The sequence below is a fragment of the Methylopila turkensis genome (genome assembly GCF_027922325.1).
Classification (GTDB): domain Bacteria; phylum Pseudomonadota; class Alphaproteobacteria; order Rhizobiales; family Methylopilaceae; genus Methylopila; species Methylopila turkensis.
Window position 1 is genome coordinate 1,235,064 of sequence record NZ_BSFL01000001.1, and the last position, 20,022, is coordinate 1,255,085.

The window sequence follows — 20,022 nt, forward strand, 5'->3', positions numbered from 1 at the left end:
ACGCCCAACTTCGGCCGGGCAGATCCGTCATGAACAGCGAACCGCCGATCCGGCTCCCTGACGACGGACTTCAGCCGCCATGCGCACCGAGATCGTGACCCTGCTCGCAGCCCTTTTCCTGCTCGCGTTCGCCTCGCAGCAGCTGATGGCGGCCAAGGCCGTCCTCGGCGGCGGATAAGCGGCCTTCCACGTTTCGGCTTGCCCGCCTCCGCCCCGCTGGCTACGGTCCGCGCCGTTGCCGTCTGCGAGGAGCTGAGGCGTTTTGGGCGTTGTGGTACCGCTGGACGAGCGGCCGGTTCCGGATGAAGCCGGCATCGGACCGCTGATCGAACTGGTCGCGCCGGGGATGGAGCGCGTCAACGCGTTCATCCTGTCGCGGACCGGCTCCGACGTCGCGATGATCCCCGAGGTCGCAAACCATCTGATCTCCTCCGGCGGCAAGCGTCTCCGGCCGATGCTGACGCTCGCGACCGCCATTCTCTCCGGCTATTCCGGCGACGGCGACGTGAAGCTCGCGGCCTCCGTCGAGTTCATGCACACCGCGACGCTGCTGCACGACGACGTGGTCGACGGCTCCGAGATGCGCCGCGGCAAGCTCGCCGCCCGGATGCTCTGGGGCAACGAGGCGAGCGTGCTGGTCGGCGATTTCCTGCTCGGCCAGGCCTTCAAGATGATGGTCGAGGTCGGCTCGCTCGAAGCGCTGCGCATTCTCGCCGACGCCGCGGCCGTGATCGCCGAGGGCGAGGTGATGCAGCTCGCCGCCGCCAAGAACACCGCCACCACCGAGGACGATTATCTCGCCGTGGTGCGCGGCAAGACCGCGGCGCTGTTCGCCGCCGCCTGCGAGGTCGGCCCGGTGATCGCCGACCGCCCGAAGGCGGAGCAGGCCGCGGCCCGCTCGTACGGCATGAATCTCGGCATCGCCTTCCAGCTCGTGGACGACGCGCTCGACTACGGCGGGCGCGAGGCCAAGCTCGGCAAGAAGGTCGGCGACGACTTCCGCGAGGGCAAGATCACGCTGCCGGTCGTGCTCGCCTACCGCCGCGGCTCGGCCGAGGAGCGCGCCTTCTGGAAGCGCACGCTCGAGGACGGCCGGATCGAGGACGGCGATCTGGCGGAAGCGATCCGCCTGCTCGCGAAGCACGGCGCGATCGACGCCACGCTGGAGCGCGCCCGGCACTACGGCGCCATGGCCCGCGACGCCCTCGCCTTGTTCGGCGACCGCCCGGCCGCGAAAGCGCTGCTCGACGTGGTGGGCTTCGTGACGGCGCGGGCGCACTGAGGGGGCGCTTGCCCGGTCTTCCGTTTTATCGGCCGTCGTCCGCCTCGTAGTCGAAATCGTCATCGACCAGCCTTGAGCCGGGGCTCATCCTGCCGTGCCGGATCGACGTCACCGACAGAGACGTCCCGCTAATCTCGTAGATCAGCACATAGTCGCCGACGACCAGCCTCCGCGCCTCAGCCACAGGCGACGGTTCAGCCCCCGCTCCGATCTTCGAGAACTGCGCCAGATTCGACAGCGCTTCGCCGATCCGGACGACGAACTTCTCCGCAGCTGCCCGATTGCGGTCACGCAGGTATCCCGCCTCGTGCCGAAGGAAGCGACGCGCGTCCCCCGACAGCCTAACTTTCATCAGGCGGCTTTGCCGGCCACGATCGCCTCAAGCTCCCGCATCACGTCGTCGAGATCGTGAGCCTCGCCGGCGGCGATCTGATCGCGCCCGCGCCTGATGGACAGAATTTCCTGCCCCTCGCCCGCGAGATAGAGCCGCAAAGCGCGGACGATCACCCAGCTCCGCGTCCGCTCGCAGGTTTCGGCGATCGTCTCGACCTGCGCCAAGACGTCGACCGGCAGCCGTAAGGTCACCGGATCGGAAAGGGCAGGCTTGGCCATGGTCGCCTCCGACATTTGTAATACAACGTATTACGCGCCAACGTCTGGCGTCAATCCGCGTCCTCACCCCCGCGGCCCGAACAGCACCACCGCGGCGCCGGCGACGCAGATGGCGGAGCCCGTGAGGTCCCAGCGGTCGGGCCGCACGCCCTCGATCGTCCAGAGCCAGACAAGCGAGGCCGCGACGTAGACGCCGCCATAGGCGGCGTAGGCGCGGCCCGCGGCCTCCACGTCGACCAGCGTCAGCAGCCAGGCGAAGACGATCAGCGACAGAACGCCGGCCGCGAGCCACAGCGGCGAGGCCTGCAGGCGGAACACCGCCCAGAAGGCGAAGCAGCCGGCGATCTCGGCGAAGGCGGCGGCGACATAGACGGCGGCGGTCACGATCGGGCCCTTCAACGCAGCATGGTCGAGCGCACCCACCAGCCGGGCGCGGCGGCGCTCAGCGCGCGCGCGGCGCGGCGCGCCTCCTGAGCGGTCGAGAACAGCCCGAACACGGTGGCCCCGGAGCCCGACATGCGCACGCCGCGGCAACCATGCTGGGAGGCGAGCAGCACGAGGCCGGCGCCGATCTCCGGCGCGATCCGCACGGCGGCCGCCTCGAGATCGTTGCGGCCGCGCGCGATCTCGGCCTCCGGGTCGCCGGGCGCCGCGCCCGCTGGTCCCGGCGGGACGAAGGTCTCGCCCGGCGCGAGCCCGAGCGCGCGGAACACCTCCGCGGTGCCGACCGGGCGCAGCGGGTTCATCAGCACGGCGGGCTGCGGATCGAGCTTGACCTCGGTCAGCCGCTCGCCGCGGCCCTCCATGCGGGCGGCGCGCGAGCGGAGGCAGGCCGGCACGTCCGAACCGGTCGCGGCCGCGGCGTCGACGAGGCGGGGGTCGTCCGGCGAGAGGCCGTTCGCCTGCGCGAGCAGACGCAGCGCCGCCGCGGCGTCGGCCGAGCCGCCGCCGAGCCCCGCGGCCACCGGCACCCGTTTCACGAGCGTGAAGGCGCCAAGCGCGAGGCCCTCGACGCGCTCGGCGGCGGAGCGGGCGGCGCGGATCACGAGGTTGTCGTCGTCGGGTCCTGCGGCGTCGCCGAAGGGCCCCGACACTGCGAGCGAAAGCCCGGGGCCAGGCGCGAGCGTCAGCAGATCGGCGGCGCAGCCGGCGAAGGCCACGAGGCTGTCGAGCTCATGATAGCCGTCCGCCCGCCGCCCGCGGACGTGCAAGGTGAGGTTAACCTTGGCGGGCGCGCGCTCGCGAAGCAGCATCGGCGCGCTCAACCGCCGTTCTTCTTCTCCTGCGCGTCCGCGGCGTTGGTCGGCGGATCGTCCGGCAGCCCGTCCTTGAGCTTGGCCTCGATCTTCTTGAGGTCCTCCGGCTCCGGCTTCAGATCCTTGGCGTGGCTCCACTGGAACCCCGCCTCCAGCCTCCGGCCGACGCGCCAGTAGGCGTCGCCGAGATGGTCGTTCATGACCGGGTCCTGCGGGCGCAGCTCCACCGCGCGCTCGAGCTCGCGCACGGCGTCCTCGTAACGGCCGAGCTTGAAATGCGCCCATCCGAGGCTGTCGACGATGTAGCCGTCGTCCGGGCGCAGCTCGACCGCGCGGCGGATGAGCTTCATGCCCTCCTCAAGATTGACGCCCTGATCGACCCAGGAATAGCCGAGATAGTTCATCACCAGCGGCTGGTCGGGGAACAGCTCCAGCGCCTTCTTGAGGTCGGCCTCCGACTTCGGCCACTGCTTCGAGCGCTCATAGGCGATGCCGCGCACGTAATAGAGCGACCAGTCCGCGCGCGTCGGTCCGGCGGGCTGCGCGGCCGGCGGGACGGGGGCCGGCGCCGCGGCCAAGGTCGGCGTCGCGGGCGCTGCGTCCGGCAGCAGGATCGACTGCCCCGGCGCGATCGCGCCGGAGCGCGGCAGGCGGCGGCCGTTGACGCGGATCGCCTCCGGCGTGCTGTTGAGCGCGACCAGCTCCGGCCAGCGGTTCGGATCTCCGAGACGATCGCGCGCGAGCGTCCAGAACGTGTCGCCCTTCTGGACCACGTAGGCCTTCGGCTCCGCGGCCGCAGGCGCCGCCGCGGCGGCCGGCGGCGGCGAGGCCGGCTCGGTCCGCTTCGCGATCAGGTCGATCGCCCGCGTGTAGGTCGCGGCGGCCTCGACGAACTGCTCGCGGCCGCGCTCGATGTTGCCGAGCGCGACGATCGCCTCCTGGTCGTCGGGATCGGCGTCGATCAGCTTGGACAGCAGCGCCTTCGCCTCGTCCGTCCGGTCGAGCCGGTCGAGGTCGATCGCGCTCTGGATCTCGGCGTTGCGCTTCAGCGGCGAACTCGCGGGCACGCGTCGGTAGGCGTCGATGGCGGCCTGGTACTGGTTGATCTGGTCGTAGAGGTCGGCGAGCGTCACCAGCGCCATCGGGTGCTGGGGCTTCACGAACAGCGCGAGCTGCAGATAGACGATCGACAGATCCTCGCCGCCCTGGCGGCCGAGCGCGCCGCCGATGCCGTAGAGCACCTCGGCGACGCCGTCGGCCACGTCGGCGATCGGCCGCTGCGGCTCGCGGCCCTGGTCGATGGCCTCCCGCACCTCGCGGGTGAGCGGGTGGCGCGGCGCCGCCTTCTCGAATTCGGCCAGCGTCCGGAGCGCGCCGTCGCGGTCGCCCGTGCGGGCGCGGAAGGTCGCGGCGGCCTGCGCCACGCGAAGCGCGGCGCCGTCGCCCGAGAGCGCCGCCGTGAACCTGCGGGCGGCCTCGTCGCGGCGGCCGGCGAGGTCGGCGATCAGCGCGCCGTGGTAGTCGCGGAACGTGCCGAAGAAGTCCGCGCCCTGCAGCCGGTCGATCGATTCGAGCGCCCGCGCCGGCTGGCCGGAGCCGAGATAGGACCAGGCGTTGAGGAGATGGATGGTGAGGTCCGCGAGCGGCCCGCGCGCGCTCTTGGCGAGATGGGCGCGCGCCGAGGCGTAGGAGCCCGACTTCAGCGCGCGCACGGCGACCGCGAGCTGCGCCATGCGGTTGGTCGGGTCGGCCGCCAGCACCCGCTCGGCGAGGCGCATGGACTGGTCGTCGTCGCCCTCGGCGAGCGACAGCAGGAAGGCGCGCTCCAGCAGTTCGGGATTGCGCGGATCGGTCCGGAGCGCGGCGCGGAAGAACGCCGCGGCCGCGTCGACGTCGCGCTGCGCGCCGGCGACCCGGCCGGCGAGATAGGCCCCCGCGAAGGACGCGTTGGCGGCGAGTTCCGCATCGGAAGTGGCGCGCGCCTGCGCGGCCGGAGCGCCGAGGAAGGCCGTCGTCGCAAGGAGGAGCGCGGCGAGGCGACGGTCGAAAGCGATCACGGAACTCTACCTCCGATAGGTCAGGGCGCGCGGGCGGAAACGCCCCGCGGGGCGCGCGCGGCGTCCACCATGAACCCGCGAGTCCGGCGCCACAAGCCCGCACCAGGGACGCAGCCGGCGCCCGAACGCGCAGGCGACGGTCGACACGCGCCAGCCTAGGACGCTATCGCTCGGGAGATGAATCAAGATTCCGAAGCCTTCGCCACGGCGGGCGACGCATCCCCCGGTCTCGCCGTCGCCGCGCTCTACGCCTTCGCGCCGACGCCCGACGCGGCCGACCTGCGGGAGCCGCTGCGCGCGCTCTGCGAGCGGCGCGGCGTGCGCGGCACGCTGCTGCTCGCGCCCGAAGGCGTGAACGGCACGATCGCGGCCGAACCGTCCGAGCTCTCGGCGGCGCTCGACGAGATGCGCTCGCTGTTCGCCGGCCGGCTCGACGGCATGGAGCTCAAGTTCTCGACCGCCGCCGCGCCGCCGTTCCGGCGGCTGAAGGTCCGTCTGAAGCGCGAGATCGTCACCCTCGGCGACCCTGCGGCGGACCCGACGCGGCTGCGCGGCGCCTCTGTCGCGCCGGAGGACTGGAACGCGCTGATCGGCCGCGACGACGTCGTCACGGTCGACGTGCGCAACGCCTTTGAGGTGGCGATGGGCTCGTTCGAGGGCGCAATCGATCCCGGCACGGGCCGCTTCAGCGACTTCAAGGCCTTCGCCGCTGAGAAGCTCGCCGGCGCGAAGCACCGCACCGTCGCCCTGTTCTGCACCGGCGGCATCCGCTGCGAGAAGGCGAGCGCGCATCTCCTCGCGAACGGCTTCCGCGACGTCCGGCAGCTTCAGGGCGGCATTCTGCGCTATCTCGAGCATGTCCCGCCGGAGCGCAGCCGCTGGCGGGGCGAGTGTTTCGTGTTCGACGAGCGCGTAGCGCTCGGCCACGGGTTGCGGCAGACGACGCCGGAGGAGCCGAATGGCTGACGACGCCCAGCGCATCGACGCGCTCGAGGAGCGCATCGCCTATCAGGACGAGGCGATCGAGACGCTGAACCAGACCGTCACCGCGCAATGGGCGGTGATCGACGCGCTGAAGCGCGAGGTGGCCGCGCTCGGCGAGCGGCTGGAGGACGCCGTCTCCGGCCCCGCGCCGGTGGACCGCCCGCCGCCGCACTACTGATGGCCGGCGCGCCTCCGCGCCCCGCGCGAGTCATCACCCAGGCGGAGCTCGATGGCGCGCTCGACGCGCTGTGCGCGCGTGATCCCCGCCTCGCGGCGGCGCGCGCCGTGTCCGAACCGCCCGACCCGCGCGCGCTGGCGCCGGACCTCTCCGGCCTCGTCTGGGTCGTCAACTCCCAGCTGATCTCGGTCGCCGCAGCCCGCGCCATCCACGGCCGGCTGGAGACGGCGCTCGGGCGGATCGACCACGCCAGCCTCTCCGCCGCCTCCGACGAGACGATCCGTGCGGCGGGCCTGTCCCGGCCGAAGCTCCGGACGGTGCGGGCGCTCTGCGCGGCGGTCGACGCCGGCCTCGACGTTCGGGGCCTCGAACGGCTCGACGACGGCGAGGCGCGGGCGCGCCTGCTCGCCATATCGGGCGTTGGACCCTGGACCGCGGACGTGTTCCTGCTGTTCGCCCATGGCCGCGCGGACGTCTTCCCCGCCGGAGACCTCGCGGTGCAGGAGGCGATGCGGCGCGTGTTGGGGCTGCCGGCGCGGCCGGACGCCCGCGCCGCGGAGCGGATCGCCGAGGACTGGCGGCCCCTGCGCGGAGTGGCGGCGCGCCTGCTCTGGGCATATTACCTGACCCGGCGCAGCGAGCGCGACCGCGCGCCGGCGCCCCATGCGCCCGAGACCCAGGAGGAGACCGCATGACGACCGCGATCGACGGACCCCGCCTCGCCCCGGCTTCCGGCGCGGCCAAATCGCTGGTCGTGTTCCTGCACGGCTACGGCGCGGACGGCAACGACCTGATCGCGATCGGCCGCGAATGGCGCAAGCTCCTGCCGGACGCGGCCTTCGTCGCCCCGCACGCGCCGGAGCGCTGCATGGCCTCGCCGTCGGGCCGGCAATGGTTCCCGCTGACATTCCGCGACCCGGACGAGCGCCGTCGCGGCGTGATCGCGGCGACGCCGGGACTGAACGCGTTTCTCGACGCCGAGCTCGCCCGCACAGGGCTCGGACCCGACCGGCTCGCGCTGGTCGGCTTCAGCCAGGGCACGATGATGGCGCTGCACGCCGGTCTGCGCCGTCCCACGCCGCCGGCCGCCATCCTCGGCTATTCCGGCATGCTGGTGCAGCCCGAAGCGTTGAAGACCGAGGCGACGGGCAAGCCGCCGATCCTGCTGGTGCACGGCGACCGCGACGAGGTCATCCCGGTCGACGCTCTGTTCGCGGCCATGGACGGGCTCGCCGCCGCGGAGATCCCGGTCGAATGGCATCTCGCGCCCGGGCTCGGCCACGGCATCGACGGCGAGGGTCTCCGCCAGGGCGCCGCGTTTCTCGCCAGCGCGCTGAAACCGCGCAGAACAAGCCTTCGGGGCGCTTCACAAGCGTGACACACGACATATAGACTATCCCCCAGCGTCGCCCGACGCGGCGCGCTGTCGAGGAGTGCTCGGTGACGATCGCCGTATCGCCTGATGCGTGTCCGGCCTTGGTTCTGAACGCGGACTACAGGCCGCTCAGTTATTACCCGTTGTCCCTTTGGTCGTGGCAGGACGCCATCAAGGCGATCTTCCTCGACCGCGTGAACGTGCTGTCCCATTACGAGCGCGCGGTGCACAGCCCGAGCTTCGAGATGAAGCTCCCCTCGGTCGTGTGCCTCAAGACCTACGTCAAACCGTCGCGAAACCCCGCCTTCACGCGGTTTAACGTGTTCCTGCGCGACCGCTTCTCCTGCCAGTACTGCGGCACGCGCGAGGAGCTGACCTTCGACCATGTCGTCCCCCGCTCCCGGGGCGGACAGACGACGTGGGAGAACGTCGTGGCGGCCTGCTCGCCCTGCAACCTGAAGAAGGGCGGGCAGATGCCTGCGGATTGCGGGATGTGGCCGGCGCAGCCGCCGTTCCAGCCCTCGGTCCACGACCTGCACCAGAACGGCCGCGCCTTCCCGCCGAACTACCTGCACGACAGCTGGCTCGACTATCTCTACTGGGACAGCGAGCTGGAGCCGTAAGGCGCCGGGCCGGCTATTTCATCAGGCCGGCGGCGCGCAGCGCCTTTGTGATGACCGCCTCCACCGTCGCGGCGACAGGGGCCGGCGGCGGGCTCGGAGGCGCCTGCCGCGGCTCGGCCGGCCTGGCGCGCGACGGAGCCGAGCGGATCGCCTGCCTGTGCGCCTGCCGCTCCAGTCCCCAGAAGGCGAGCGTGGCCCGCGCCTGGGACAGGCCGACGTCGAGCATGTAAGGCGCGGCCCGTTCGCCCCTGGCGGCGTCGATCGGCACGCCGTGGTCCATCCCGGCGACGATGTTCAGTTCGACGGCGTCGCCCAGCGTCTTCCACGTCAGTCGCCCGACCTGCGTCTCCCGGGCCCGGTCTGCGTCCAGGCCATGCACGTCGGCCCATTGCGCGAACAGCCCGTCGGCATTGGCGCGCGCGACCGTCCGGTCGTCCGCGCCCTGCCAGATGGTGACGCGCGGCCAGGGACCCTCATGGGGGGACGCGGCGCGGACCAGATCGCCCCAACTCCGCGCGTCGAGGTCCCGTCCCTGGCTCATCGCCGCGAAGGCCGCGCTGACGCCATCGGCCGCGCCGAAGGGCAGTCCCGCCACGATCGCCCCGCCTGCGAAGACTTCCGGATAGGACGCGAGCATGACCGCGGCCATCGCGCCGCCGGCGGATAGCCCGGTGACGAAGACTTGGCTGCGGTCCAGCCGCCAGCGGGCGGTCATGGTCTCGATCATCTGTCGAATGGAGGCGGCCTCGCCCTTGTCCCGCGCCGCGCGGTGCGGCGCGAACCACGAGAAGCAGAGCTTGGGGTTGTTGACGCGGCGCTGCTCGGGATAGAGCACCGCGAAACGGTGCTCGTCGGCGAGCGCGGTCCAGCCGGCGGACGCCTCGTAGCCGCCGGCGAGCTGTGTGCATCCGTGCAGCACCACGACCAGCGGCGCGCCGGGCTTGAGCCCCGGAGGCGCATAGACCTTCATCGCGAGACCGCCGGGGTTGGAGCCGAAGTCCCGTACTGCTTTGAGCTTGGAGCCGCCGCTTCCGCCGCCGCCCTCGGGTCGGAACCGGCGCATGCCGGCGCCGGCGTCGCCTGTATCGGCCATGGATGCGATCTCCTTGCGCCGCGACGCCGATGACGCCGCTTGGCATACCGACATAAATACCGCATCGCACACTTCAATGCTGCAACGCACTATGACACAGGGCGCCCTCGCATGGCTCGCCTGCATGGATCGCAGGCCCACAAACCACTATGGTCCGCCCGCATCTCGATTTTCGGAGTTTTTCGCCCATGTCCGACACGCCGCCCGACCGGCTTTCCGTCAACCCCGGCAGCCCGTTCTACGACGAGGGCGCACTGACGCGCGGCGTAGGAATACGCTTCAAGGGCTCCGAGAAGACGAATGTGGAGGAGTACTCGGTCAGCGAGGGCTGGATCCGCGTCGCGGCCGGCGCCGCGAAGGACCGCTTCGGCAATCCCATGACCCTGCTGCTGAAGGGCAAGGTCGAACCGTACTTCCGCGACGTCGTCGCCGATACGGCCTCCTGACGGGAGCCGCCGGACCCAACAAGCCTTGTCGTCCTCCGGCTTGCGTTCAGATCGGCTTTTGCCGATCTGAACCACTTTGAGAAGGAGACTCGAAAACATTCGAGTTTCCGGAGGACCCATCGTCGACGTCGAACTCCACGCCGGACATGGATGGTCCGGTCAAACCGGACCATGACGAAACGCCGGAATAAAGAGGCGCCGTCTCAGCCGTTGGCGGCCTTCGCCAGCGGCGCGTCCTCGGAGACGGGCTCCGGGAAGGTCGGATAGAGGCCGAGCGACCGGCCCATCTGCCGCGTCAGGCCGAGCACGAGGTCGATGTTCGGGGTCGCGACCTTCGCGAGCCGGCCCATCTCCTGCACCGCGGAGAGCAGCGCGTCGAGTTCGATCGCCTTGCCGGCCTCGACGTCCTGCAGCATCGAGGTCCGGTGCGCGCCGACCTTGGCCGCGCCGTCGATGCGGCGCTCGACGCCCACCTTGAAGGTCGCGCCGAAGGTTTCGCCGATCGCCTGCGCCTCCAGCATCATGCTTTTCGCAAGCGCCCGCGTCGCTGGGTCGGTCGCGATGACGTCGAGCGTGGCGCGCGTCAGGGCGGAGATCGGATTGAAGCAAAGGTTTCCCCAAAGCTTCAGCCAGATGTCGTCGCGGATGTCGTCATAGACCCGCGCCCTGAGCCCGCTGGCGTCGATCGCGTCGGCGAGCTTTGCGAGACGCGCTGTCCTGCGGCGGTTCGGCTCTCCGAGCCCGAAGGCGTCGCCGTAGATGTGCCGGACGACGCCCGGCTCGGCGATCTCGGTGGCGGGGTAGACCGTGCCGCCGATCACCCGCTCCGGACCGATGGCGTTCCATTGCCGGTCGCCGGGGTCGACGCTCTGAAGCCGCAGGTCGGCGTGAGGCCCTTCGAGGCCGTGGAAGTACCACCACGGCACGCCGTTCTGCATCGTCACGACGGCGGTGTGGTCGCCCAGCAGCGGAGCCATGTCCTCGGCCGATTCCCAGGCCTGATGCGCCTTGAGCCCGTTGATGACGTAGTCCTGCGGGCCGAGCTCGGCGGCGTTCCTGGTCGCGGGCATCTCGGCCGTGAGCTCGCGGCCGTCGATCAGCAGCTTCAGCCCGCGCTCACGGATCGCGGCGAGGTGCGGCCCGCGCGCGACGAGCGACACGTCCACGCCCGACCGCTTGAGCATCACGGCCATGTAGCCGCCGATCGCCCCGGCGCCGTAGATGCAGATCTTCATAGCGTTCGCTCTTTCCCGCGTCCTGTCGGCGTCGATAAGCCCAGTTCCGCCGCGCCGCTCACGCCGCCGACCAGGCCACGCCCTTGGCGGCGTCGAAGACGGTCTCCACGGGCTTGATCAAATAGGTCAGCAGACCGGCCGCCACGGCCGGGTCCCGATCGAGCGTCGCCCGCGCGTCGTCGCAGTCGCGCGCGGCGAGGAGAAGCACGCCGCCGTCTTCCGCGGTGAACGGGCCTGCGAACAGCAGCCGGCCGCTCTCGAACAGATCGCCGAGCGCCGCGAGATGCGCGCCGAGCGTGGCCGCGTCCTGCTCGTCGATGGACCTGCCGGCGACCCATGACGGTCCCGGAGGTGGTTCACGGATCGCGGCTCCGTCACGAGACGCGCGCCAGCGCCTCGGCCATCACACGCCCGACGAGATGGGCGCTCGGCGCGACCCGGACGCCTGCCTTCTCAAGAGCTGCGACCTTCGCGGCGACGTCGGCCGCGCCGCTCAGCGCCAGCGCGCCGGCGTGGCCCATGCGGCGTTCGGCCGGCGCATGGGCGCCGACGATGAGGGCGACGATCGGCTTCAACGGCCGCATCTCGGCGACGTAGTCGGCGACCTCGTGCTCCTGCGCGCCGCCGATCTCGCCGATCAGGATCATGCCGTCGGTGCCGGGATCGGCGAGGAACAGCTCGACGCAGTCGCGCATCGACAGGCCGTGGATCGGATCGCCGCCGACGCCGACCGTGGTCGACTGGCCGAGGCCGGCCGCGGTGACCTGCGCCACCACCTCGGAGGTGAGCGAGGCCGAGCGCGACACGATGCCGACGCCGCCCGGCCGCTCGCTGCCGGTCGCCATGACGCCGAGCTTGGCGACGCCGGGCGCCAGGACGCCCTGGCTGTTCGCGCCCACGAGCCGCGTGCGGGAGCCTGCGAGCGCCTCGCGCACGCGCACCATGTCGAGAACCGGCACGCGCTCGGTGACGGCGACGACGAGCGGAACCTCGGCCTCGATCGCCTCGATCATCGCCGCCGCGGCGGAGGCCGGCGGCACGAAGATGATGCTGGCGTTGGCGCCGGTCGCGTCGCGCGCCTCCGCGACCCGGTCGAACACCGGCAGGTTGAGGTGCGAGCGCCCGCCCTTGCCGGGCCGGACGCCGGCGACGACCTTGGTGCCGTACTCCATCATCTGCGTGACGTGATGGGTGCCGGCCCAGCCGGTCATGCCCTGGCACAGCACGCGGGTGTCCTTGTCGAGCAGGATCGCCATGGCTCAGGCCCTCCCGGCCGCGACGGAGACGGCGCGGATCGCGGCCGACCCCATGTCGGGCTCCTCGATCACCGAGCAGCCGAAATTCTTCAGCCGCGAGCGCGCGAACTCGGCGTTCAGCCCGGCGAGCCGCACCACGATCGGCAGCGACCGGCCCGAGCGGCGCAGCGCGACGCCGAGCCCTTCCGCGATGGTGTCGCAGGACTGCATGCCGCCGCCGTGGACGTTGACGAGCAGCGCCCGGATCGACGGATTGTCCAGCAGCAGCGCGAAGCCGTGGGCGATGTCGAGGCTGGTCGCGGTGGTGCGGATGTCCATGAAGTTCGCCGGCTTGCCGCCTGCGGCCTTGACCATGTCGAGTGTGGCGAGGCCAAGGCCCGCGCCGTTCGACACGAGCCCGAGATCGCCGTCGAGCGGCACGAAGTTGAGCTGGTCGCGGTGCGCGGAGAGCCGGTTGCGGTCGGCCTCGTCCTCGTCGCGCAGCGAGGCGAGGTCCCGGTGCCGGAACAGCGCGTTGTCGTCGAGCGTCATCTTGACGTCGAGCGCGAGGATGTCGCCGCCGGCCGTCACCGCCAGCGGATTGATCTCGATCAGGCTGGCGTCGAGCTCGATGAAGGCGCGGCGCAGCCCCTTCACCAGCGCGGCGGCCTTGTCGGCGAGCGCGCCTTCGAGGCCGATGCGCGCGAGGAACGCCGAAAGCTCGCCCGCGTCCGGCTCGCGGCCGACCGACAGCGGCAGGCGCTCGCGGCTGAGCACGCCGGCGCGCTCGCGCTCCTCGATGTCGCCGCCGCCCTCGGCCGCGCCGAACAGCACGAGGCCGCCGGCCGCCGGATCGACGAGAAGCGCGAGGTAGAGCTGGCGTTCCGCCTTCACGCCCTCCTCCACATAGACGCGGCGGACGGTGAGGCCGCCCTCGCCCGTCTGGGCGGTGGAGAGCTTCTGGCCGAGCATCGCCTCGGCGGCCGAGCGGACCATGGCGGGGCCGTGCGCGAGCCGCACGCCGCCGGCCTCGCCGCGCGCGCCGGCCTGGATCTGCGCCTTCACCGCGAGCGGCGTCACCCCGAGGTCGCGCGCGACGCTTTCGGCCTCGCCGGCGGTCATCGCGACGGCGCCGCGCGGCGTCGGCAGCCCGTAATCCGCGAGCAGCCGCTTGGCCTGGAATTCATGCAATCTCATGGCGTGAGACCCTCCGGCGTGTCCTCGGGCGGCGCGCTCTCGTCTCCGGCCTATTGGTATAATAGATGCCAGGACGCGCCTATTGACACAAAGAGTGACGCAGAATGACGCGTTCGCCCAGTTCGACCTCCTATTGACGCGCGCTTTTCGGCGTCCCAAAGGTCCACGCCTCAAATTCGCGCCGGGAGCCCAGACCTATGAGCCATGCCGACATCGCCGCCGTGATCGACGACGCCTGGGAGCGCCGGGCGGAGATCGGCGCCTCCACCACGGGGCCCGTCCGCGAGGCGGTCGAGCAGGCGCTGGCGGCGATGGACAAGGGCGAGCTGCGCATCGCCGTGCCGGAGAACGGCCAGTGGACCGTGCATCAGTGGGTCAAGAAGGCCGTGCTGCTGTCGTTCCGCCTCAACGACATGGAGCGCATCCCCGGCGGCCCCGGCGGGGCCGTGTGGTGGGACAAGGTGCCATCCAAGTTCGACGGCTGGGGCGACGCCGAGTTCAAGGCCGCCGGCTTCCGCGCGGTGCCGGGCTCGATCGTGCGCCGCTCGGCCTATGTGGCGCCGAACGTGGTGCTGATGCCGTCCTTCGTGAACGTCGGCGCCTATGTCGATAGCGGCACGATGGTCGACACCTGGGTCACGGTCGGCTCCTGCGCGCAGATCGGCAAGAACGTGCATCTCTCCGGCGGCGTCGGCATCGGCGGCGTGCTGGAGCCGCTGCAGGCCGGCCCCGTGATCATCGAGGACGACTGCTTCATCGGCGCGCGCTCCGAGGTCGTCGAGGGCGTCGTCGTCCGCAAGGGCTCGGTGCTGTCCATGGGCGTGTTCATCTCGGCGACCACCAAGATCGTCGACCGCGCCACCGGCGAGGTCTTCGTCGGCGAGGTCCCGGAGTATTCGGTCGTCGTTCCCGGCTCGCTGCCCGGCAAGCCGCTGCCGAACGGACAGCCCGGCCCGTCGCTCTACTGCGCGGTGATCGTGAAGCGGGTCGACGCCCAGACCCGCTCCAAGACCGCCATCAACGAGCTGCTCAGGGACTGAGGGCGGGAGCCCTCTCGCGGGAGAACGCGCGATGTCCATCGACCCCCGAGATCCCGTGGCGGTGGCGCAGGCGCTGATCCGCTGCGAGAGCGTGACGCCGGCGGAGGGCGGCGCGCAGGCGCTGCTTGAGAGCCTGCTCGCGCCGCTCGGCTTCGAGGTCTGGCGGCCGACCTTCTCGGACGAGGGCACGCCGGACGTGGCGAACCTCTACGCCCGCCGCGGCGAGGGCGAGGCCTTCGTGCTCGCCGGCCACACCGACGTGGTGCCGACGGGCGACGAGGCGCGCTGGACCGAGGGGCCGTTCTCCGGCGCGATCGCAGGCGGCGAGCTTTACGGCCGCGGCGCGGTCGACATGAAGGGCGCGATCGCCTGCATGGTCGCCGCCGTCGCCCGCGCGCTCGACGGCGGCCCCGGGCTCGCCGGCCCCGTCGCCTTCCTCATCACCGGCGACGAGGAAGGCCCCGCCATCAACGGCACCGCGAAGCTGCTGGAGTGGGCGCACGCCCGCGGCGAGCGCTTCTCCGGCTGCCTGCTGGGCGAGCCGACCAACCCGGAAGCGCTCGGCGACGTCGCCAAGATCGGCCGGCGCGGCAGCCTGTCCGGCACGGTGACGCTGCCCGGCGTGCAGGGCCACGTCGCCTATCCCCATCTCGCCCGGAATCCCGTTCGCGAACTCGCGCCTGCGCTGACCGCGCTGCTGGGCGAGCCGCTGGACGAGGGCACGGAGCATTTCGAGCCGTCGAACCTCGAGGTGGTCGGAGTCCGCAGCGGAACCGGCGCATTCAACGTCATCCCCGGCGACGCCGCGCTGCAGTTCAACGTCCGCTACAACGACCTTCACACCGCGGACAGCCTGATGGCGCTGATCCGCGACCGGCTGGACGACGCCCTCGGCGCCGGGGCCTACGCCCTCGCGTTCGAGCCCGCGAACGCCGACGCCTTCCTCACCGCGCCGGGCCCGCTGGTCGAGGCCGTGTCCGCCGCGATCGAGGCCGAGACCGGCCGCCGGCCGGCGCTCACCACCGGCGGCGGCACCTCCGACGCGCGCTTCATCAAGAGCTACTGCCCGGTGATCGAATTCGGCCTCGTCGGCCAGACCATGCACCAGATCGACGAGCGCGTGGCGGTGGCCGACCTCGAGACGCTGACGCGAATCTATCAGCGTGCGCTGGGGACCGCCTTCGGCTGAGACGCCTTCACGACGCCGGCGGGTCGCGCTCGAAGTCGATCACGTCATAGAGACGGTCCGGGGCGGAGCTCCGCATCAGGACGTAGCGGTCGACGCGAGGCCGGACCCCGTCGTCGCTGCGCACCGTCACCGCGAAGGACGGCCCGAACGCGGCCTTGGCGGCCACGCCCTTGCCCTGAAGCGCCGCCTGCAGCGCCTTCGCCCGATCCTCGCCGCCCGAACGCTGCAGCCGCAGCACCGCGGCGAGCGTGGGCCCGTCCACCTTCGGCAGCGCCCGCAGCACCTCGAGCGGCGCGGCCAGCGCCGCGACGCGGCCCTCGGGATTGGCGACGGTGACGAAGCGTTTCAGCGCGCGCGCGCCCTCGACGCCGACGCCCAGCACGTGCCGGAGGTCGTCGGCGTCCTGGAACGGCGCGTCGGCCGGTCCGTCGCGGCCCGCGGCCTGATAGGCCGGCCGCTCGGCGCCCTCCTTCGCCGCTTGGTCGTCGGCGTCGCGCCAGTCCATGATCCGCGCCGCGAACGCCTCCGGCGACAGCGTACCGAGCCCGACCGAGCGCCAGAGTCCCGCCAGCAGGTCCTTGTCGGCGCCGTTGAGATCGACCTTGCCGCTTTCGGACGCGACCGAGACCTCGACGGTTCCGCCGTCGAGCCGGATCCGGCGCGCGGAGACCTCATGCGGCGCGCGCCGGAGCACGAAGATCTGGTAGGCGGCGAGTTCGAGGCCGGCGTTCGCCAGCGCGTCGCGCGCGAGCGTCTCCTTCGCGGCGATCGCGCCGGCGGCGGAGGAGCGCGCCAGCGCTCCGGCCCCGACCACCAGCCCGGCGAGCACCGCCAGCACCGCGAGCGCCGAGACCAGCACGAAGCCGCCCTCGCCGCGCCTCACCGCTCGCCCTCCCGGACTTGCGGCTGGCCGTCCGGTCGATTGGCGGCCTTCGGCGCGGAGCTGCAGGGTGCCTTGCCCGGCGCGGCGCAGCCGGGCTCGGACTGCGCGATCAGCCGCGCGGTCCGCGACGCGCGTGCGACGCCCCCCTCCGGCTCCATAAGCTCGATCCGGACGGCGACCGGCAGGCTTGCGGCCTCGCTCCATTGGTCGGTCACGACCGTCGTTCCGTCCGGCCTGCGCTCCACATAGGCGAAGCGTGCGTCGAGGCCGCCGAGGTCGATCCGGACCGGGTCGCCGAACACAACATCGTCGAGCGAACGCGCGCCGACCGGCAACGGCGCCTCGGCGCGCAGCAGCGCGCCGGGACCGGCCGCCTGATAGGCGACCGCGACGGGCGCGCGCAGGCCGTCGTCCTGGCGGGGCGCGACCGCGAACGCCAGCCGGTCCGGCGCGCCGAGAAACACGAACCGGCCGTCCGGCCCGGCGAAGCGCCGGCGGGCGAGGCCCTCGATCTCGCGCGCCACGACGCTGAGAGGCCGGGACGACGTCTCGGCCCCCTCGGCGCGGAGCGCGGCGCGGTCCACCGCGCGCGCCATCAGCCCGCCGAGCGTCAGCAGCCCGGCGATCACCACCGCGCTGATCGCGAGCGTCGCCAGCGCCTCGACCAGCAGGAAGCCGCCGTCGCGGTCGCGACGCCCCGAAGCGCCTCGCTTCCTCATGGCGCGCGCGCCAGACGGACGGTCTCGACCACCAGCGGCGCGCCGGCGGTCTCGACCCGGATGGTGACGCGCAGCGGCAGCCAGCGCGCGAAGGGCGGCGGATCGACGTCCGCGGCCGCCTCGGGAGCGCGCGGCGCGGAGGACGCGGCTGCGGCGGCCGGCGCCGGCGCGCGAACCGGCGGCGGAGCCGGGGCCGGCTTCAGCGCGGGCGGCGGCGGGAACGGCAGGTCGAGCGCCTCGCTCGTCACCGTCCAGAGCACGGCGCCGTCGGCGCCCCGGCGCTCGCCGACCTCCGTCGCGAGCTGCGGCAGGCGGTTTTCAAGAATATCGCGGGCGGTCGCCTCCGCCGCGACGACGGCGTCCGACCGGAGGAGCGCCGACCGGGTCGAGACCAGCCCGCGCTGCAGCGCGACCGACACCGCCGCGACCACGGCGACCGCGACCAGCGCCTCCACCAGCGTGAAGCCGGCGTCGCCCCGCGCCCGGCGGCTCATGGCGCGTCCGCCCCCGGCCGGATCGTGACGGCCGAGGTGAAGCCATCGACCGCGACGTCGATCCGCGTCGCGCGGGTCGCGAGCGCGACCGCGCCGCCCGAAGAGCGGCCGTCGGGGTGGAACGCCACCCGCCCGCCGGTCCAGCCGGTCACGCGCACGGCGATCCCGCGCGACAGGTCGACGGTCTCGCCCGTCGCGCCCGAACGCAGGACCGGTCCGCGCGGATCGAATGCGGTCTCGACCGTCCTGCCCGCGCGCTGGGCGGCGGCGCGGTCGGTCCGGAGCAGCGCCGCGACCTGATAGGCCCTGGCGCGGAGATCGGCGGTCCCGCCGGCCGGCCGCACGAACGGCAACGCGAGCGCGGCGATCAGGGCGATCAGGGCGAGCGCGAGCGTCGCCTCGATCAGCGTGAAGCCGGCGTCGCCGCCGGGCCTTCGCTCAGTCGTTGGAGATGTCGGCATCGCCGCCCGATCCCCCGCGCTTGCCGTCCGCGCCGAGCGAGGTGACGCCGTAGGGCTTGCCGCGGCCGGGCACGCGGTACTCGTAGGGCGCGCCCCAGGGGTCGGCCGGGGTCTCGCCCCGCTGCAGGTAGGGGCCGGACCAGCGGCCCTCGCCGGCGGGAGCGCGCACCAGCGCCGCAAGGCCCTCCGAGGCGGTGGGGTAACGCCCCATGTCGAGGTAGAACAGGTCGAGCGCGGCCGAGAACGACTGGATCTGCAGCTTCGCCGCCCGCTCGCGCGAGCTCGACAGGTAGCCCAGCACGCGCGGGCCCACGAGGCCCATGACGAGGCTCAGGATCACCAGCACGACGAGCAGCTCGACGAGCGTGAAGCCGCCCGCGCGGTCACGGCGACGGAGGGAACGGGCGGTGCGGATACGGGGCATGACGCGCCTCAAACCAGAAGATCGTTGATGCTGACGAGGGCCGACATCACCGAGATGATCAGCCAGGCGACGAGGCAGGCGACGACCACCATGGTCGCCGGCCCCACGATCGCAGTGAGCCGGCCAAGCGCGGCGTCGAGCTTGACCTCGTAGAAGGTCGCGACCCGGCCGGCGCTGTCGGCGAGCTGCCCGGCCTCCTCGCCGACGCGCAGCATCTGCACCACATGCGCCGGCAGGAAGGCCCGGCGGGCGAGCGAGGCCGCGACCCGGTCGCCCTGCCGCACGTCCGCGATCACGAGGTCGATCGCCGCGCGCGCCTGGGGCGGCCGCACCACGTCGCGCACCAGCTTGAGCGCGGTCGTGATCGGCACGCCGTTCGCAAGCAGGATCGAGAGCGTGCGGCAGAACGCGACCGCGAGCTCGTAGCCGAGGATCGTCCGGGTCAGCGGCAGGCGGGCGAGCAGGCGCACGAGCCAGGAGCCCTGCCGCGACAGCCGGCTCGCGACGAGCCCGAGCGCGAGCAGAGCCGCCGCGCCGGCGCCGATCAGGTCGAGATTCGTGCGGAAGGCGCGCGACAGGTCGAACACGAACAGGGTCGACGGCTCCAGCCGGGAGCGGAAGCCCATCAGCGCGCCTTCGAACTGCGGCACGACATAGAGCATCACGAAGCACAGCACCGCGAGCGCCGCGACCAGCAGGAAGGCGGGATAGGTGACGGCGGAGGCCGCCTTCTTGCGCAGCTTCTCGCCGCGCTGGCGCTCGGCGGCGAGGTCGGCCAGCGCCGCCTCGAGCCTTCCCGCGCTTTCAGCGACGGCGACGGTCTGGACGTAGACGGGCGGGAACGCCTTGGGATGCAGCGCGAGCGCCGCCGACAGGCTCTTGCCGGCCGCGAGCTCGTCTCGCAGGGCGCGGATCAGCGCCGCGAGCCAGCGGCGGCTCTCCATCTCGGCCAGGATGCCGAGCGCCTCGTCGAGCGCGACCCCGCCCTTGAGCATCATGGCGAGGTCGAGCGTGAAGCCGGTGACGTGCTCGCGCGGCGGCTCCGGCGTCAGCAGTTCGCGCCACGACCGGCGCGCGCCGGCTTTCGCTTCGCGCGCAAAGATCGGCGTGCAGCCGGCCCGGTCAAGCCGGTCGAGCACCTCCGCCGGCGACGCCGCCTCCATGGCGCCGGCGAGCATCTTTCCCGAAGGATGGACGGCCCGATACTCGAACGTCGCCACCGCTCAGCCCCCCCGGCCC

25 protein-coding genes are annotated in these 20,022 nt (G+C 72.4%); 9 read left to right on the plus strand and 16 right to left on the minus strand.

What is annotated here, in order from left to right:
• Nucleotides 1–262: 262 nt before the first annotated feature.
• A complete protein-coding gene (locus PKE78_RS05915) occupies nt 263–1,282 on the plus strand; it encodes a polyprenyl synthetase family protein (RefSeq protein WP_271199901.1) in 1,020 nt (339 codons plus the stop codon).
• 25 nt (nt 1,283–1,307) lie between these two features.
• Here the strand turns inward: PKE78_RS05915 and PKE78_RS05920 are convergent, their stop codons facing one another.
• The 5 genes from PKE78_RS05920 to PKE78_RS05940 form a co-directional block, all read right to left on the minus strand.
• On the minus strand, nt 1,308–1,634 hold the full coding sequence (locus PKE78_RS05920; RefSeq protein WP_271199902.1) for a type II toxin-antitoxin system RelE/ParE family toxin: 327 nt from the start codon (nt 1,632–1,634) through the stop codon (nt 1,308–1,310).
• Nucleotides 1,634–1,894, minus strand: coding sequence for a CopG family ribbon-helix-helix protein (locus PKE78_RS05925; RefSeq protein ID WP_271199903.1), 261 nt, complete (start codon nt 1,892–1,894; stop codon nt 1,634–1,636). Before PKE78_RS05925 ends, PKE78_RS05920 begins: the two co-directional genes overlap by 1 nt.
• Before the next feature lie 63 nt (nt 1,895–1,957).
• Entirely contained in the window at nt 1,958–2,278 is a 321-nt protein-coding gene (locus PKE78_RS05930) for a YnfA family protein (protein ID WP_271199904.1), read from the minus strand.
• Between the two features lie 11 nt (nt 2,279–2,289).
• Nucleotides 2,290–3,147: a 4-(cytidine 5'-diphospho)-2-C-methyl-D-erythritol kinase gene (locus PKE78_RS05935; RefSeq protein ID WP_271200080.1), complete on the minus strand. Its 858-nt coding sequence runs from the start codon at nt 3,145–3,147 to the stop codon at nt 2,290–2,292.
• A gap of 8 nt (nt 3,148–3,155) precedes the next feature.
• The gene (locus PKE78_RS05940) at nt 3,156–5,207 is read right to left on the minus strand and encodes a tetratricopeptide repeat protein (RefSeq protein ID WP_271199905.1); all 2,052 of its coding nucleotides are present in this window, start codon (nt 5,205–5,207) and stop codon (nt 3,156–3,158) included.
• A 177-nt stretch (nt 5,208–5,384) separates the two neighbouring features.
• On the opposite strand from PKE78_RS05940, the gene trhO reads away from it, so the two are divergent.
• The 5 genes from trhO to PKE78_RS05965 all read left to right on the plus strand — a co-directional run bounded on the left by trhO (nt 5,385) and on the right by PKE78_RS05965 (nt 8,367).
• Nucleotides 5,385–6,173 carry an oxygen-dependent tRNA uridine(34) hydroxylase TrhO gene (trhO, locus tag PKE78_RS05945; protein ID WP_271199906.1) on the plus strand — a complete coding sequence of 263 codons (789 nt, stop codon included), beginning with the start codon at nt 5,385–5,387 and terminating at the stop codon, nt 6,171–6,173.
• A complete protein-coding gene (locus tag PKE78_RS05950) occupies nt 6,166–6,369 on the plus strand; it encodes a SlyX family protein (RefSeq protein WP_271199907.1) in 204 nt (67 codons plus the stop codon). The genes trhO and PKE78_RS05950 overlap by 8 nt, the downstream gene beginning before the upstream one ends.
• Complete coding sequence (locus PKE78_RS05955) at nt 6,369–7,064, plus strand: DNA-3-methyladenine glycosylase family protein (protein ID WP_271199908.1); 696 nt, start codon at nt 6,369–6,371, stop codon at nt 7,062–7,064. The genes PKE78_RS05950 and PKE78_RS05955 overlap by 1 nt, the downstream gene beginning before the upstream one ends.
• Nucleotides 7,061–7,747: an alpha/beta hydrolase gene (locus PKE78_RS05960; RefSeq protein ID WP_271199909.1), complete on the plus strand. Its 687-nt coding sequence runs from the start codon at nt 7,061–7,063 to the stop codon at nt 7,745–7,747. Before PKE78_RS05955 ends, PKE78_RS05960 begins: the two co-directional genes overlap by 4 nt.
• Nucleotides 7,748–7,809: 62 nt before the next feature.
• A complete protein-coding gene (locus PKE78_RS05965) occupies nt 7,810–8,367 on the plus strand; it encodes an HNH endonuclease (protein ID WP_271199910.1) in 558 nt (185 codons plus the stop codon).
• 13 nt (nt 8,368–8,380) lie between these two features.
• Here the strand turns inward: PKE78_RS05965 and PKE78_RS05970 are convergent, their stop codons facing one another.
• Nucleotides 8,381–9,460, minus strand: a complete 1,080-nt coding sequence (locus tag PKE78_RS05970) for an extracellular catalytic domain type 1 short-chain-length polyhydroxyalkanoate depolymerase (RefSeq protein ID WP_271199911.1) — start codon at nt 9,458–9,460, stop codon at nt 8,381–8,383.
• A 188-nt stretch (nt 9,461–9,648) separates the two neighbouring features.
• Between PKE78_RS05970 and PKE78_RS05975 the strand changes: the two genes are divergently transcribed.
• Nucleotides 9,649–9,906 (plus strand): DUF3297 family protein, encoded by a 258-nt coding sequence (locus PKE78_RS05975; protein WP_271199912.1) that lies wholly within the window; start codon nt 9,649–9,651, stop codon nt 9,904–9,906.
• Nucleotides 9,907–10,109: 203 nt separating this feature from the next.
• On the opposite strand, the gene PKE78_RS05980 is transcribed toward PKE78_RS05975, so the two are convergent.
• From PKE78_RS05980 to sucC, 4 genes are read right to left on the minus strand one after another with little or no spacing between them, the layout of a single operon-like run.
• Nucleotides 10,110–11,141 (minus strand): 2-dehydropantoate 2-reductase, encoded by a 1,032-nt coding sequence (locus PKE78_RS05980; RefSeq protein ID WP_271199913.1) that lies wholly within the window; start codon nt 11,139–11,141, stop codon nt 10,110–10,112.
• A 58-nt stretch (nt 11,142–11,199) separates the two neighbouring features.
• The gene (locus PKE78_RS05985; RefSeq protein WP_309299093.1) at nt 11,200–11,505 is read right to left on the minus strand and encodes a YciI family protein; all 306 of its coding nucleotides are present in this window, start codon (nt 11,503–11,505) and stop codon (nt 11,200–11,202) included.
• Nucleotides 11,506–11,515: 10 nt separating this feature from the next.
• Nucleotides 11,516–12,397 carry a succinate--CoA ligase subunit alpha gene (gene sucD, locus PKE78_RS05990; protein ID WP_271199914.1) on the minus strand — a complete coding sequence of 294 codons (882 nt, stop codon included), beginning with the start codon at nt 12,395–12,397 and terminating at the stop codon, nt 11,516–11,518.
• Between the two features lie 3 nt (nt 12,398–12,400).
• Nucleotides 12,401–13,573, minus strand: a complete 1,173-nt coding sequence (gene sucC, locus PKE78_RS05995) for an ADP-forming succinate--CoA ligase subunit beta (RefSeq protein WP_271199915.1) — start codon at nt 13,571–13,573, stop codon at nt 12,401–12,403.
• A gap of 197 nt (nt 13,574–13,770) precedes the next feature.
• Between sucC and dapD the strand changes: the two genes are divergently transcribed.
• Nucleotides 13,771–14,613, plus strand: coding sequence for a 2,3,4,5-tetrahydropyridine-2,6-dicarboxylate N-succinyltransferase (gene dapD / locus PKE78_RS06000; protein WP_271199916.1), 843 nt, complete (start codon nt 13,771–13,773; stop codon nt 14,611–14,613).
• Between the two features lie 31 nt (nt 14,614–14,644).
• Complete coding sequence (gene dapE / locus PKE78_RS06005; RefSeq protein WP_271199917.1) at nt 14,645–15,802, plus strand: succinyl-diaminopimelate desuccinylase; 1,158 nt, start codon at nt 14,645–14,647, stop codon at nt 15,800–15,802.
• A 7-nt stretch (nt 15,803–15,809) separates the two neighbouring features.
• On the opposite strand, the gene PKE78_RS06010 is transcribed toward dapE, so the two are convergent.
• The 6 genes from PKE78_RS06010 to PKE78_RS06035 are packed head-to-tail and all read right to left on the minus strand — an operon-like array spanning nt 15,810 to nt 20,003.
• Nucleotides 15,810–16,685 carry a type II secretion system minor pseudopilin gene (locus PKE78_RS06010; RefSeq protein ID WP_271199918.1) on the minus strand — a complete coding sequence of 292 codons (876 nt, stop codon included), beginning with the start codon at nt 16,683–16,685 and terminating at the stop codon, nt 15,810–15,812.
• On the minus strand, nt 16,682–17,404 hold the full coding sequence (locus tag PKE78_RS06015; protein WP_271199919.1) for a PulJ/GspJ family protein: 723 nt from the start codon (nt 17,402–17,404) through the stop codon (nt 16,682–16,684). Before PKE78_RS06015 ends, PKE78_RS06010 begins: the two co-directional genes overlap by 4 nt.
• Nucleotides 17,401–17,898, minus strand: a complete 498-nt coding sequence (locus PKE78_RS06020; protein ID WP_271199920.1) for a prepilin-type N-terminal cleavage/methylation domain-containing protein — start codon at nt 17,896–17,898, stop codon at nt 17,401–17,403. Before PKE78_RS06020 ends, PKE78_RS06015 begins: the two co-directional genes overlap by 4 nt.
• Nucleotides 17,895–18,359, minus strand: a complete 465-nt coding sequence (locus tag PKE78_RS06025) for a prepilin-type N-terminal cleavage/methylation domain-containing protein (RefSeq protein ID WP_271199921.1) — start codon at nt 18,357–18,359, stop codon at nt 17,895–17,897. Before PKE78_RS06025 ends, PKE78_RS06020 begins: the two co-directional genes overlap by 4 nt.
• The gene (gspG, locus tag PKE78_RS06030) at nt 18,337–18,783 is read right to left on the minus strand and encodes a type II secretion system major pseudopilin GspG (protein WP_271199922.1); all 447 of its coding nucleotides are present in this window, start codon (nt 18,781–18,783) and stop codon (nt 18,337–18,339) included. Before gspG ends, PKE78_RS06025 begins: the two co-directional genes overlap by 23 nt.
• A gap of 8 nt (nt 18,784–18,791) precedes the next feature.
• Nucleotides 18,792–20,003: a type II secretion system F family protein gene (locus PKE78_RS06035; RefSeq protein ID WP_271199923.1), complete on the minus strand. Its 1,212-nt coding sequence runs from the start codon at nt 20,001–20,003 to the stop codon at nt 18,792–18,794.
• Nucleotides 20,004–20,022 lie beyond the last annotated feature (19 nt).

Bases quoted from the DNA above. Each gene is read 5' to 3' on its own strand.
- PKE78_RS05920 (WP_271199902.1), bottom strand. From the start codon at position 1,634: ATGAAAGTTAGGCTGTCGGGGGACGCGCGTCGCTTCCTTCGGCACGAG.
- PKE78_RS05925 (WP_271199903.1), bottom strand. From the start codon at position 1,894: ATGGCCAAGCCTGCCCTTTCCGATCCGGTGACCTTACGGCTGCCGGTC.
- PKE78_RS05935 (WP_271200080.1), bottom strand. From the start codon at position 3,147: ATGCTGCTTCGCGAGCGCGCGCCCGCCAAGGTTAACCTCACCTTGCAC.
- trhO (WP_271199906.1), top strand. From the start codon at position 5,385: ATGAATCAAGATTCCGAAGCCTTCGCCACGGCGGGCGACGCATCCCCC.
- PKE78_RS05950 (WP_271199907.1), top strand. From the start codon at position 6,166: ATGGCTGACGACGCCCAGCGCATCGACGCGCTCGAGGAGCGCATCGCC.
- PKE78_RS05955 (WP_271199908.1), top strand. From the start codon at position 6,369: ATGGCCGGCGCGCCTCCGCGCCCCGCGCGAGTCATCACCCAGGCGGAG.
- PKE78_RS05960 (WP_271199909.1), top strand. From the start codon at position 7,061: ATGACGACCGCGATCGACGGACCCCGCCTCGCCCCGGCTTCCGGCGCG.
- PKE78_RS05970 (WP_271199911.1), bottom strand. From the start codon at position 9,460: ATGGCCGATACAGGCGACGCCGGCGCCGGCATGCGCCGGTTCCGACCC.
- PKE78_RS05975 (WP_271199912.1), top strand. From the start codon at position 9,649: ATGTCCGACACGCCGCCCGACCGGCTTTCCGTCAACCCCGGCAGCCCG.
- PKE78_RS05980 (WP_271199913.1), bottom strand. From the start codon at position 11,141: ATGAAGATCTGCATCTACGGCGCCGGGGCGATCGGCGGCTACATGGCC.
- sucD (WP_271199914.1), bottom strand. From the start codon at position 12,397: ATGGCGATCCTGCTCGACAAGGACACCCGCGTGCTGTGCCAGGGCATG.
- sucC (WP_271199915.1), bottom strand. From the start codon at position 13,573: ATGAGATTGCATGAATTCCAGGCCAAGCGGCTGCTCGCGGATTACGGG.
- dapD (WP_271199916.1), top strand. From the start codon at position 13,771: ATGAGCCATGCCGACATCGCCGCCGTGATCGACGACGCCTGGGAGCGC.
- dapE (WP_271199917.1), top strand. From the start codon at position 14,645: ATGTCCATCGACCCCCGAGATCCCGTGGCGGTGGCGCAGGCGCTGATC.
- PKE78_RS06015 (WP_271199919.1), bottom strand. From the start codon at position 17,404: ATGAGGAAGCGAGGCGCTTCGGGGCGTCGCGACCGCGACGGCGGCTTC.
- PKE78_RS06020 (WP_271199920.1), bottom strand. From the start codon at position 17,898: ATGAGCCGCCGGGCGCGGGGCGACGCCGGCTTCACGCTGGTGGAGGCG.
- PKE78_RS06025 (WP_271199921.1), bottom strand. From the start codon at position 18,359: ATGCCGACATCTCCAACGACTGAGCGAAGGCCCGGCGGCGACGCCGGC.
- gspG (WP_271199922.1), bottom strand. From the start codon at position 18,783: ATGCCCCGTATCCGCACCGCCCGTTCCCTCCGTCGCCGTGACCGCGCG.